Below are 13,769 nucleotides of genomic sequence, written 5' to 3'. Positions count from 1 at the left end.
TTCACAAACTTGATATTGTCATTTTCGCAAATGTACGACCAGAGTTGAATACACAAATCCGTCTTGTTGGTTCAAAAAACAGAGGAGGACAACATTCACCCTTCACGGTGTTGTTTGTCCCCCTCATACAACGTCCAAGGAGCTGCAATTCATTGTTATATGCCGGATCTTCTGTATTCGGTTGGTGTCATGCCGGTCCACTTTTTGAACACCTGACTGAAATATTGCGAATTACCTCCGAAGCCGAACAGTTCCGCAAGCTCGAATACCTTTACATCCCCGCCTCGGCGAATGTGCTCACATGCACGCTCAATACGCAGACGATTCACATAGTTGGAGAAGTTCTCTCCTGTTACTTTTTTGAAAATTTTACCCAGGTAATCCGGATTCATATACAGCATTTGATGGGCAACACCATTCAGTGAAAGATCAGCCTCACCGTAGTGTCTATCTACAATATCCATCATCTTCTCCACGGCGGAAGACTGACGGCTTATATGATTTTTATAGTAGCCTGATGTCAGATTGGCTGTGCTGTTGGCGATAAAAGACTTCAGTCCGGACAAAGTATCCATGTGAGGAAGCTCTGCCATCCGCTGCGTAAACTCCGTGGCCTCTTCAGGCGGACAGACATGAATCATGGCCGAATAGAGCTGAACAACATAAGATCGGGTGACCTCAATATCAAGCTGCTGTCCGGCTAAGCGCTCAAACAGGCGATCAACTTCGGCACTGGCTTCCTCGCTATTACCCGACTTAATCAGTTGGCACAATTGTTCGGCATCCTGCTCGGCATGAACGCCTTCACATTCCCCGGCAATAGCTACATCATTCTTCGTGATCAACTTACCTTCTCCGATGAAAAAGCGATGGTTCAGACATTGCAGCGCCTCACGATACAGACGCCGTGACTGGACCATGTGGTCCGCTTCGCTAAGTGCAGCCGTCACTTGTAACTTATAGAGCCTGGTAAAAGCCGATCTCACTTCCTCAATTCTCTCCCTTAAGTCAGCGTAATCAGCCGAATCTTCAAGCAGAATCAGCAGCTTGCCTTCAATGGTTGTGCTTAATAAGACATACGGCAGCAGATCGCTGGCAATGTTCTTGATGGCAAACAAATGACTGTAGTCATGTTCGTCCGAGATATGGAACAATAACAAGCGAACTTGACTTGCTTCAAGTTTCAGATTGAACAGCTCCTGATAATACTCCAGATCGACCGGACCATATGTCCGATTGGTCATGAATTCGAGCAAAAATTGTTCTTTTACATGGGGAAGCACCCTCTGCAGCCGCTGCTTCATCTCCCCAGCCACATGCTCTTTTACCTGTGCATCCTGATGCTCTTGAAGCAGTTCCGACAGGGCATCATGAATCTGATTTTCATTGCAGGGCTTCAGCAAGTAATGCTTCACGCCATATTGCATGGCCCGTCGGGCATATTCAAACTCTTTGTACCCGGACAGCATGATAAACCGAAGCCCAGGGTAGGCTTCAGAAGCCTTTTCTATAAGTCCCAGTCCATCCAAACCCGGCATGGATATATCGGTAATAATAATATCAGGTCTGGAATGCCCGATTTTGTCCAATGCCTCAATCCCATTCCTGGCGGTGTCCACCAATTCAGTACCGGCTGCCGCCCAATCCACCACTTGGGAGATCCCCTCCAAAATCACACGTTCGTCATCTACGAGCATCACTTTGTACATCGTCATCGTCCTCTCTGATCCAAGGTATTCTGATCGATACTACGGTCCCGGCACCGGGATTGCTGCTCATGACCATACTGCCCTCCTCACCGAAGGTCAGTCTGATCCGTTCCTGGATGTTGGATAAACCTATGCCTTGCCCTCTTGTCTGAATGCGCCCTTCCTGCAATTGCTCCAAAAACTCCGGGGTCATGCCCGGTCCGTCATCCTCTACTTCAATGATAATCTTGTCATCTTCCGCTCTGGCTCGAATCCGAATTTTACACGGATGTATACTTGGTTCAAGCGCATAGTGAATGGCATTCTCCACCAAAGGCTGTAACGTTAGCTTCGGAAGACGTGCACTCCCCACCTCAGGAGCGATATCCATATCAAAATCAAGCCTTTCCTCAAATCGCGTGCGCTGAATGGTCACATAACTGCGGACGATATCCAGCTCCCTTTCCAGCGTGATCCACTTCTCGGACATATTCACTGAACTGCGCAGCAGGAAGCCGAGTGCTTCGACCATTTCGGAAATTTGCCGCTGCTTCTGCACTTTGGCCAGCCAGTTAATGGACTCCAGCGTGTTATAGAGAAAATGCGGATTGATCTGTGCTTGAAGCGCTTTCAACTCTGTCTCCCGAATGACCAGCTGCTTCGCATAATTCTCGTCAATCAGTTCCCTGATGCGCTGCAGCATCATTTTGAACGTACGATGAAGCAGCCCAACTTCATTTTGGGAAGATACCGGAACATTGCCCAGGGCAGCCTCCTCCAGCTTATCCAGATCACCCTTTTCAATGTTGCGCATCTTCTTGATCAACTGGGCAATCGGCTGTGTAATGCTGCGGGATAGCTTGGCTCCAAATACAAGTGCCACCAGCAAAATCATAAAGAAAATGACAGTAACCAACTGTTTGACAAACTGTATCTGCTTAAACATCTGGTCAAACGGTGTCATATAAAGGTACGCCCAATCCGTATAGGATGAATGCGCACGGGCGACGAAGTTCCTTCCCTGTTCAAACATCGCAATCCCGTAAGGCTGGGTACGCTTCAATTCCGATTCCAACTCGGAATCGGTCACTGACGATTGGGTGGGATAGATGACTTCACGCCCATCGGTAATCAGCAGCTGTGAGTCCTCTGCGGGATGCTGCATCTGGTCCTGAACAATACGATCCAGCCGTACACGGATAATCAGTGTTCCCAGCTTCTCCAATGTGAAGGCTCCACCAGTGAAGGACTTGACCTGCCGCACGGATATGAGCCTCGCTTGCTGGTCTCCGCTTGTATACCATGCATTGGATCCTGAATATTGCTGTCCGAGTGCAATTAGTTCCGTCTGCATGGACTCCGATATTCCCTCACGGTTTCCCGCAGCCATAACGTTATGATCATTATCGATAAATATCATGGAATAGATGTACTTCTCTGATCCTGCATATGCGACAAGTCGGTTGGTTATCTTTTTGAGCAGCCCATTTTTCTCGTATCCGGATTCTGCCTTATCCAACTGCAGAAGATACTGCTGGAGCGCCTCGTCCGACATGACCTTGAAGGAAAGATTGGCGATTTCGCGCAGCTGATTCTCGATGCCCACGGAAGACATATTCAGTACCTGGGACGACTTCTCATAGATTTGGCGATCATAGATTCTGAATACGTATCCTAGGACAGAAACGTAAAACGTGAAGCTGATCAGCATCAAAAATCCGATGAGAAGAATGGTTTTGTGATGGATCGGCAGCGATGTGAAAGCGTTTTTAATTTTTCTCATCCAAAGCGCTCCTTTGGCCCCGCGAAGGGTGCAGGCAGGTGTGAGAGTCTCGTTCTACTGTAAGTTATTTTCATATTTACACATCCATGGGCAGATGACAAGTCATATTTATGCAACATATAGCGTCCTATTCAAAGGCACTGAGAAAAGAAGCCGGATTGATCGTCAGATCAACCCGGCTTCTCGAATAGAATAACTTCACATTGGTTTACGGATTAACGAATACCGTCTTCAACTTGGCAACATATTGCACATCAAAGCCAAGACCTTCGGCTACCATGGCCAGTGGCACATACGTTTTGGACTCCTTGCCCACCTTGTTCAGGAACGCAGGTGTATCTACGGCAACAGATGCACCATTCACCTGAACCGCACTTGCACCAATCTTCACAGCTACCTTACGGTCTCCGTATGTAATGGTTGCTGTGGAGGTTTTATTGTCCCAAACCGTGGTAGCCCCTACAGCGTTTACGATATCCTGAATCGCAACAAAATTTTTCCCATTGCGAATGATGGGTTTATAGGGCGTATTCAACGTTTTGCCGCTAACGATGATGTTCATCGGTTCACCAGCTGCAGGCGCGGTCAGTTTCGTATATTCGCCCCAGATCGTTTCTGCAAAGACCTTGGCGATCGCTTCGTATCCAAACTGATTCGGGTGAAAATCACGATCCTTGATCATATGTGTCATGGTTCCCTCACCGCCAACAAACTCCTTGGCTGCATGTGCCACTTTTACATCCATCCCCTGTGCGGTGACTTGGGATGCAATGCCGTCAATGGTTGCCGTAAAACCTTTGGATGCTTCCATGAGCTTGGCATACAATGCTTTACCCGCTACTTCAGGCATAGGCTGGTACTGGTCGGCAATGACAATTTTAGCGTCGGGATTAATGACATGAATTGTATTGATTACCTCGCTAACATTCGCGGTATACGCTGCCAGCAGCGCCTTCACCTTAGCTTCCAATTCCGAGTCACTAAGGGTATTGGCTGTACCCAGCAGTTCGGATACATCATTGCCTCCAATGGTAATCGCGATGAGATTGGCTCCTGCTACGCTTTCGCGGATTGCAGCTATGTTGGCTCCCATCTGCCCCGCTCTTGGATCTGGCAAACTCGGCTGAATGGCTTCAGAGGTCAATGTTTTGCCTTCATTTATTGCAGACATAAAGTTCTTCAATCCAATACTCTTCAAGCCGGCTATACCATAGTTATCCACCTGAATACGACCATGGAGCAGCCCTTGCTCCTGCAAGCGCTCTACATAACCATAAGGCAGGCCCTTAGCATTCGGCTCGTATCCTACCGTAATCGAATCTCCCAAAGTAACGATTCTGAACTCCTTCGTTACAGCTGCAGCATCCTTCTTCACATTGGCGGCTGCGGTTGTTGTGCCGGCAGGTAATGTGCTGGTGCTTGTATCCGCTGCATGTGCCGGTAATGCCGTTGATGCAAGCAGCATCATTCCAGCCAGCATGCATGCTGTCAATGCAGCCGACGTGTTACTCCATGTACGTGTACGCTTCATTCGTGGGAACACTCCTTTTTCTCACATCTATAAGATAATAACTTGAACTTTATAACACAGATTCTTCTCCGGTGGGAGAAGTTCACCCTATTTCTATTCTAGCATTAAAAAGTATAGATGTCGTATGAACATCAGCCTGCTCACAAAACAACAGACTCCCCTCTGCGGGAAGTCTGTTAACCTATGATCCTAGCTTTGTGATCGCTCGTTACAACGGTGGTTTAGTGGTCTTTCTTTTCCGTATCTGAGGAGTTATTTTTCTCGGCAGAACGTTCCAGATAGCGATCATAGCGATCGTCCACTTCACAAGCTATACTCCGATACATCAACGTTTCCTGTACAATCGGGTCCGTTTCTGTCTGTATGCGCACCTCATATTTGGGAGGAATCAGCTGGCGTTCACGCTTGTCCGCTTCGCCGGACTCTTCCATCTCCCCTTCAGTCAGCATTTCACTCAAACGTCGTTCCAGTTCCTTGGATTCATCCATCGTTCATCGCTCCTTCAATTAAGTTCATAAATGCACCATCAAATATACTATTGCACCTCTACTTCGATGGACAGAACAATCTTCCGATCGCTGTTATCCCCGAATTTTAGTGTTTTCTTTTCAAAGGAAAAAATTCAGGGATAAAGGCGAACGCTTCGCTTCTCCAGATTTTTTCTGACCCACGTTTATGTGCAATATACGTTTGTTGAATCATTTAAGAAATTAATAAACTCACTCCAAGCCGGTTGCTTTGGCTTCCTTGAGTACATCTGTCAGTGCATCATGAATCTTGCCGTTCGTGGCAACCACATGACTGACAGACAGCTTATAAGGTGTACCCATTGTATCGGTGACCTTGCCGCCGGATTCTTCAACGAGCAGGGCACCTGCTGCGATATCCCACGGTTTCAGTCCGACTTCGGTGTATGCACTGAGGCGACCTGCAGCAACGTATGCCAAGTGCAGCGCTGCTGATCCACCTGCACGCAGGCTTCGTACTTGCGGTGCAAGAGCCTGTACAGCCGCCATATTGACTGGCAGGGCATAGGTAGTATCTGCCGGGAAGCCCACTGCGACCAGGCTCTGGCCCAAGCCCTGTTCATTGGATACAGCCATTCGGTTGCCGTGGACGTATGCACCTTTTCCTTTTTCAGCTACAAACAGTTCATCTCTGGAAGGATCGTAAATGACCCCTACAATGACCTCACCATGATGAGCCAAGGCGATAGACACTGAATAAAACGGAAATCCATGGACAAAATTCGTTGTTCCGTCCACTGGATCCACGATCCACAGGAATTCTTCTTCCTGAGCCTCTTTCAGTGCTTTGGCCGAAGCTTCCGGTCCCGGTTCAACACCCTCTTCACCGAGAATGGCATGGCCCGGAAAGTGGGTTAGAATCAGGCGGCGGATCATCTGCTCCGCTCCTTTGTCCACTTCGGTCACAAGATCCTGCGGCGAATATTTGGTTCCAGGCTCGCCTATGGTTCCGAGACGGCTCTTGATCCATTCACCCGCTTTGGAAGCTGCATTAATGGCAACAGCAGTATAGCTTTTGCTCGTCACGACATAAGGTGTTTTTTCCTTCTCATTCAAAGCGTTCACTCTACTTTCTATATCAATCTACGAAAAGTTAAAATACTTGTTAAAAGTATACGCCTCACTGGTTATAAAGTTTCTTGCTGCCCAGGCCCCTTTTGGCTCTAGGGATGGATAATGACTGTAGATTCGTCCACCCATTCCACGCCTTCTTCGTGGTAGAAGGCCAGCTTCTGCATGAGCTGCACCAGGGCTTCATCCTTGCGCTTCGCCTCGATCATGACATCAAGTTCCGGCGTATCTGCAGCTATATGACGCAAAAAGGATAACAGAGGCTCTACTTCAACGCCATCGGCATGCCCACGGATATCCTTCTCGCTCTTCGGACTGGATACGTGAATTTTCGGCGGTAATGGCCGGTCTGCAGGGGAATCTGCCTGTGCCAGCGGCGACTGCCACGTCTTCCATATGTCAGGCCACAAATCCCATGGCTGTTCGCCTTCATTATTGACCCACTGATGATGAATATCCAGCACCATCGGCAGTCCCAGATGCTGACATACGGCCAGCGTTTCGGGAACGTTGAATGTTTTATCATCATTCTCGAGGGTCAACCGTTCCTGGATATCCCGATCAAGCTTCAGAAAATTTTCTTCAAAGCGCAGCGCTGCACTAGGCTTGTCCCCGTATGCACCACCAATATGTATATTATTCTTGGCAGTGGCATTCAGTCCCATGGCACCCAGCATCCGCACATGATGACGAAGGTCACGCATGGAGTTCCGGAGCACTTCCTCCCGCGGCGTACTTAGAACGGTAAAATGGTCCGGATGAAAGGATACGCGCATTCCGTTCTCCTTCACAAAATCACCAATGGCAGCAAAATCGGACTGGAGGGCCGGGAAGGGATCCCAATCCATCAGATCCTCATGTGTCGCCAGTGGAATTAATTTGGAAGAGAAACGATATACATGAATATGGCTGCCCTTGTTATGTCTAAGCAACCGTAACGTATTATGCAAATTCTCGGCCGCAATCCGTTCCAGCTTGCGAATGGCTGCCTCCCTGTCATCAATTTTCTTGAAGCTGGCCATGGTCATCGTGCGGGAAGGAGATGCATTCTCGACCAGCACAGACATCGCCACATAACCAAAACGTACAAGCATGGTGTTCTTCCTCTCTATTAGGGCGGAATTCCTGCCTGGCATCTGCTGCCGTCAGATTTTCCTGTCACTGTATATAACCAAGTTTTACCCTAAAAGAAAGTCCGTAATCGCTCGCCTTACAATTCCGTTCATTGGTCCCATATGATGAAGTAAGGTTTATCCCTGTGCCTGCTCACCAAAGAACATTTCGTCCGCAAGTGCAGTCTGAACACGGGATTCTTCCTCGTTCAGCTTGCGAATGAGCTGCATCTCCACTTCCGTTACTTCCTGTCCTTGGAAGTTGATCTCTGCAATCGAAGCAACGATCTTGACGATGGCTACAGCCACGTTATCAGGCGTATAGGCAATAACCTTCTGTCCGGTCGGAAAGACCCGGAAGCCCTGTTTCACCATTTTGCCGCGGCCGTATTCCAGCAGTTCAAACAGTTCCTGCTCGCTCTTGAATTTGCATACGGAATTGAATTCAGTCTGAAATCCCATCCATACCCCTCCTTGAATAGTCTCCTACGTTAAAGTGTGACTAGAATTTCAACATTCGAAATTTAAGCCTGTACGCCGTTCTCATAGTTCAGCGCCTGCTTGCGGTTGTAACGCTCCAATGCCAGCTCAATCATGCGATCCAGCAGTTCCGCATACGATACGCCCGTCTCACGCCACAGCAACGGATACATGCTGTACGGAGTAAAGCCAGGCATTGTGTTTACTTCATTAATAAGCAATGCACCATCGGATTTACGAATAAAGAAATCTGCCCGGGAAATCCCATTACCTTCAATCGCACGGAATGCCTGCAGGGCTGCCTCACGGATACGATCAGCGGCTTCAGAATCCAGCGGAGCGGGAATCAGCATCTGTGATTGGCCATCAATATACTTGGCTGCATAGTCATAATATTCACCAGAGGATACGATTTCTCCTGGCACCGAGGCCATCGGCTCATCATTGCCAAGTACACTTACTTCCACTTCGCGTGCCTCAACAAACTCCTCAATAACAACCTTCGTATCGTATCGCAGCGCAAATTCGACGGCCGTCTTCAGTTCATCCCGGTTGCGTGCTTTGGAGATTCCTACGCTGGAGCCGAGGTTCGCCGGTTTGATGAAGCATGGGTAGCCCAGCTGTTCCTCCACTTGCAGAATCATGTCGTGCTCGGTCTGCTTCCACTGGGTCGCATTAAAATAAGTAAAGGCACATTGGTCAATTCCAGCCTGCGCAAACAGCTTTTTCATGACCACTTTGTCCATACCGCCTGCCGAAGCCAGTACACCTGCACCCACATAAGGCATATCCGCCATCTCAAACATCCCCTGAATCGTACCATCCTCACCAAACGTGCCGTGCAGCAGCGGGAACATAACGTCCAGTGCATCTTCTCCGCCATACAGACGTGCAAACAATGCGTTCAGCGCTTCCTGGGTTCCACCTGCTGCCTGCTCCAGCTTCAGATCCTCAATCTGCGCGAATGGCGCGTGCATCACAGATCCCTTTTTCCATGTTCCCTGCTTGGAGATATAGAAAGGAACCAGTTCATATTTTTCATAATCAAAAGCGTTCGTTACAGCAAACGCCGTTTGCAGCGATACTTCGTGTTCCCCTGATTTCCCGCCGTAAACGACGCCAACTGTTAATTTATCCATGCTCATGCGTAACCTCCGATTATCTGTGCATGATGCCGTCATACCTGTATAATCAGCATCAATTTTATTCTTGTCTTAGGGCTTATTTTACACGGAACTGAATGTCCACGTCACCAAATCCCTGTATATCTTTCCTCATTAGAACTCATCTGCAATATGAAAAAGCCGGTACACCGTCCGCTCTGTCCAAGCGTAAGAATCCCGGTAATCCCAATAGCGGTGGCGACTGCTGACCGTATGTGCATTGACAAGCGGCATGCCTCCCGCATCAAAGGCTGTCACAACAGTACTATGCTGAAACCTGCCGTCTCCGTCCCAATCGTAGAGAATGACATCGCCAAGCATCAGCTGTTCCGGACGATCCACTTCGGTTGCTGTCAGCCCCCAGCTACTGCTTCCCAGATAACGCTCCAGACTGTTGGATACGGCCCAGCTGTAGCTCCACATTTCAGTGCCGTTCACATAGCCTTTGTACCACCAGCCCGCTTCTCTTCTACCAGTATAGTGGATGGGTGCTCCCCCTGCAAAGAGACATTGGGAGACGTAATTGGTGCAGTCTACCTCGAATTCCTCAAATGCGGGGTTTCCCGCATTCCACCACCGATCTGCATAAGCAACTGCCAGGTCCCGCCGGTATAATTGCTGCCTTGAACTTCTACCCTGGCCAAGCACTTCCCTGTTCAGCAGTGGCCGATTAATCGCCTGTACAAAATTCGCTTGCTGAAAGGGTCTCCCCTCCCCTGCCGGACGCCGCTCCGGAACTTCTCTTTCGACCCGTCCAATCATCCAGGTTCCACCCTGCCTAATAAAGGTCAACCGTTCCCTCTCAATCCGATCCTCCCGGTGGGTAATTCCGCTTTTCTCATAGAAAAGCCTGCTGTAAAGTTGAATATCTACCACCGATTCTTCCGGACCTTCCGTAACCGTTCGCACAAGCTTGGCACTGGTCTCGCTGCGAAGAGGCACTGCACGCCGTTTACGATACCAATCGTCCAGTCTGGCCATACGCTCTCCCCGCTCCAGCACAAATGCCGGATCCGTGACAATCCGCTCGCTCGTCTGTGGACGATAGTCGATTTCGCATCGGTTGTACTGGTTCACATAGGTGTATAAGGCACTCTTCCATTCCCTTTCCAAGCCTGTGTCCCCCTTTGGCAGTTGAGTTCTCTCTGGAAAATTCAGCTGTGCATACTACTTCTATTCATATGAGGCGTATAACGGTTGTATGTGTTCCGCTCAGGGATCGAGTGCCGAAAATTGGAGACTTGGACAGCAGGAAGTATCGTAACAAGGCAATATTCACGAAAACGCCTTCATTGTTCGCAAAGCTTGTTTGGACAGGCAAAAAGCCCTTTACGTACGGAGGTGAAAACGGTATACTTAATACTAAAGTTGCAATTATGAAATTACGTTTCATCTGATGAAACTAGCGAACAAGGACACGGAACGATGAAGGCCTGTTCTTCCACTTAAATGAACTTTATCTTCATCTCACCGACACATTTTAAGGAGGTACATGTATGTCAGCCAAGAACCATTTCTCCGCAGCCCGCAGTCTTGAGGTCGGAGGCAAGTCTTACCGCTACTACAGTCTCGATGCTCTTCAGGAAGGCGGCTACGGCGACCTTTCCAAGCTTCCCTTCTCCATTAAAGTGCTGCTCGAAGCAGCAGTTCGTCAATTCGACGGACGCGCAATTACCGAAGAACATGTGAAACAACTTACCGGCTGGGCAGAAGGCCGTGACAATAACAAGGAAATTCCGTTTATCCCTGCACGTATCGTCCTGCAGGACTTCACTGGCGTACCGGTTGTCGTGGATCTTGCTGCGATGCGCGATACAGTGAAAAAGGCAGGCGGCGATCCAAAACAGATCAACCCGCTCGTGCCGGTTGACCTCGTTATCGACCACTCCGTTATGGTTGACGCATTCGGAACCAACGACGCTCTCGACTACAACATCAAGGTTGAGTTCGAGCGTAACGAAGAGCGTTACCGCTTCCTGCGCTGGGCACAAACGGCATTCAACAACTTCCGTGCTGTACCACCATCCACAGGGATCGTTCACCAAGTTAACCTGGAGTACCTGGCTTCCGTCGCTGCAACCAAAACGGTTGACGGCGAAACCGTCGTGTTCCCGGATTCCCTCGTAGGTACGGACTCCCACACCACCATGATCAACGGACTCGGCGTTGTTGGTTGGGGTGTTGGTGGAATTGAGGCCGAAGCAGGAATGCTTGGTCAACCACTGTACTTTGTAACCCCTGACGTTATCGGTTTCAAATTGACAGGCAGCCTGAGCGAAGGCGCAACAGCTACGGATCTGGCACTCACTGTCACTCAAATGCTTCGTAAAAAAGGCGTAGTCGGCAAATTCGTCGAGTTCTACGGTCCAGGCCTGGCCAATATCAGCCTTGCTGACCGTGCGACCGTTGCCAACATGGCACCGGAATACGGCGCTACGATTGGTTTCTTCCCTGTCGATAGCGAGACACTGAACTACATGCGCAGTACAGGACGTTCCGACGAGCAAGTGGATCTGGTTGAAGCTTATTACAAAGCACAAGGCATGTTCCGTACTTCCAGCACAGTTGATCCAGAATTCACAGATGTAATCGAGCTGGATCTTGCTTCCGTGGTACCGAGCCTTGCAGGTCCTAAGCGTCCACAGGATCGCATCGAACTGACGCAAATGAAAGAAAGCTTCAACAGCATCATTCGTACTCCGGTCGATAAAGGCGGATACGGACTGAGCGATGAGAAGATTGAAGAAACAGTGCCTGTGAAGCACCCTGACGGTTCCACAAGCGAACTGAAAGCAGGCGCGGTTGTTATTGCGGCCATCACAAGCTGCACCAACACATCCAACCCAAGCGTTATGCTCGGAGCGGGTCTACTTGCGAAAAAAGCGGTTGAGCGCGGTCTGACCAAACCAGGCTACGTGAAAAGCAGCTTGACCCCAGGTTCCCTCGTTGTTACCGAGTATCTCGAAAAATCAGGCCTGAACGTATACCTCGACCAGCTCGGATTTAACGTTGCGGGTTATGGCTGTGCAACTTGTATCGGTAACTCCGGTCCACTGCCAGACGAAGTAAGCGAAGCGATTGCCGAAAACGATATGACTGTAGCGGCTGTATTGTCCGGTAACCGTAACTTCGAAGGCCGTGTACATGCTCAGGTAAAAGCCAACTATCTGGCTTCTCCTCCACTCGTGGTAGCTTACGCTCTCGCAGGTACGGTCAATATTGATTTTGCTACCGATCCAATCGGTTATGATACGAATAACGAGCCTGTCTTCCTGAAAGACCTCTGGCCTAGCTCCGAGGAAATCAAGGATGCCATTGCAAGCTCACTGAATGCTCAGATGTTCCGCAACAAATACGAGAACGTGTTTACAGCCAATGAGCGCTGGAATAACATTCCTGTACCGGAAGGCGAACTATATGAGTGGGATCCTAACTCCACGTACATTCAAAACCCGCCGTTCTTCCAAAACCTTGGAGACAAGCTGACTGATATTGCAGACATCCGCTCTGCACGTGTTATGGCCTTGCTTGGTGACTCCGTAACAACGGACCACATCTCTCCAGCGGGTAACATTGCTACAACCAGTCCAGCCGGATTGTACCTGAAAGAGCATGGCGTTGAGCGCAAAGACTTCAACTCCTACGGATCACGCCGTGGTAACCATGAGGTCATGATGCGCGGTACGTTTGCCAACATTCGTATTCGTAACCAGGTGGCTCCGGGTACGGAAGGTGGTATTACGAAGTACCTGCCAACCGATGAAGAGATGTCCATCTACGATGCTTCCATGAAGTATCAAGACGAAGGTCAGAACCTGATCGTTATTGCAGGTAAAGAGTATGGTACAGGCAGCTCCCGTGACTGGGCGGCTAAAGGTACATTCCTGCTCGGCGTTAAAGCCGTTATCGCAGAAAGCTTCGAGCGTATCCACCGTAGTAACCTGGTGGGCATGGGCGTAATGCCACTGCAATTCCAGGAAGGCCACGGCTGGTCCAGCCTGGGTCTGAACGGACGTGAAACGTACGACATTACAGGTCTGAGCAATGATGTGAAGCCTGGACAAGAGTTGACCGTTACGGTAACCCGCGAAGACGGAACCAAGTTCGACTTCCCTGTTATCGCCCGTCTGGACAGCATGGTTGACGTAGACTACTACCACAACGGTGGTATCCTGCAAACTGTATTGCGTCAAATGATGAAAAAAGCTTAATTGCATTAACAATTAAGCTGATGCATTAACATAGAAAAGCTCCCCGCCACGTGCGTTCTGCACGAGATGGGGAGCTTTTTTTTTTGATGTTTTTTCTTCTAATAAGCGGCATACTTCTAAAAATCTATTCTTATTCCAACTTCCGAATCATCAGGCGGTGAAGGAATGCGATATATCCCCCTATGTTTTAATTTCTCCACGTT

At 49.2% G+C, this 13,769-nt stretch carries 10 protein-coding genes; 1 reads left to right on the top strand and 9 read right to left on the bottom strand.

Annotation, left to right across the window (positions count from 1 at the left end; genetic code table 11):
- Positions 1-155: 155 nt before the first annotated feature.
- The 9 genes from AC3RCI_RS03320 to AC3RCI_RS03280 form a co-directional block, all read right to left on the bottom strand.
- Positions 156-1,709, bottom strand: a complete 1,554-nt coding sequence (locus AC3RCI_RS03320) for a response regulator transcription factor (protein WP_492527515.1) — start codon at positions 1,707-1,709, stop codon at positions 156-158.
- Positions 1,684-3,471: a sensor histidine kinase gene (locus AC3RCI_RS03315; RefSeq protein ID WP_492527514.1), complete on the bottom strand. Its 1,788-nt coding sequence runs from the start codon at positions 3,469-3,471 to the stop codon at positions 1,684-1,686. The genes AC3RCI_RS03320 and AC3RCI_RS03315 overlap by 26 nt, the downstream gene beginning before the upstream one ends.
- A gap of 208 nt (positions 3,472-3,679) precedes the next feature.
- Entirely contained in the window at positions 3,680-5,002 is a 1,323-nt protein-coding gene (locus tag AC3RCI_RS03310) for a stalk domain-containing protein (RefSeq protein WP_492527513.1), read from the bottom strand.
- A gap of 221 nt (positions 5,003-5,223) precedes the next feature.
- Positions 5,224-5,490 carry a hypothetical protein gene (locus AC3RCI_RS03305; protein WP_492527512.1) on the bottom strand — a complete coding sequence of 89 codons (267 nt, stop codon included), beginning with the start codon at positions 5,488-5,490 and terminating at the stop codon, positions 5,224-5,226.
- A gap of 231 nt (positions 5,491-5,721) precedes the next feature.
- Positions 5,722-6,585 carry an inositol monophosphatase family protein gene (locus AC3RCI_RS03300; protein WP_419720075.1) on the bottom strand — a complete coding sequence of 288 codons (864 nt, stop codon included), beginning with the start codon at positions 6,583-6,585 and terminating at the stop codon, positions 5,722-5,724.
- A 107-nt stretch (positions 6,586-6,692) separates the two neighbouring features.
- Positions 6,693-7,694 carry a UV DNA damage repair endonuclease UvsE gene (uvsE, locus tag AC3RCI_RS03295; protein WP_336784287.1) on the bottom strand — a complete coding sequence of 334 codons (1,002 nt, stop codon included), beginning with the start codon at positions 7,692-7,694 and terminating at the stop codon, positions 6,693-6,695.
- A 156-nt stretch (positions 7,695-7,850) separates the two neighbouring features.
- Positions 7,851-8,174 (bottom strand): hypothetical protein, encoded by a 324-nt coding sequence (locus tag AC3RCI_RS03290; RefSeq protein ID WP_095362127.1) that lies wholly within the window; start codon positions 8,172-8,174, stop codon positions 7,851-7,853.
- Positions 8,175-8,236: 62 nt separating this feature from the next.
- Positions 8,237-9,337, bottom strand: a complete 1,101-nt coding sequence (locus AC3RCI_RS03285; RefSeq protein ID WP_154896862.1) for a D-alanine--D-alanine ligase — start codon at positions 9,335-9,337, stop codon at positions 8,237-8,239.
- 132 nt (positions 9,338-9,469) lie between these two features.
- Complete coding sequence (locus AC3RCI_RS03280) at positions 9,470-10,468, bottom strand: amidase domain-containing protein (RefSeq protein ID WP_336784288.1); 999 nt, start codon at positions 10,466-10,468, stop codon at positions 9,470-9,472.
- A gap of 383 nt (positions 10,469-10,851) precedes the next feature.
- Between AC3RCI_RS03280 and acnA the strand changes: the two genes are divergently transcribed.
- Positions 10,852-13,566: an aconitate hydratase AcnA gene (gene acnA, locus AC3RCI_RS03275; protein WP_095362124.1), complete on the top strand. Its 2,715-nt coding sequence runs from the start codon at positions 10,852-10,854 to the stop codon at positions 13,564-13,566.
- The last annotated feature ends 203 nt before the right edge of the window (positions 13,567-13,769 follow it).

The organism is Paenibacillus sp. MT124, assembly GCF_058792755.1.
Note: the sequence above shows the minus strand (reverse complement) of the source record. Positions and strands in the feature narration are given on the sequence as shown.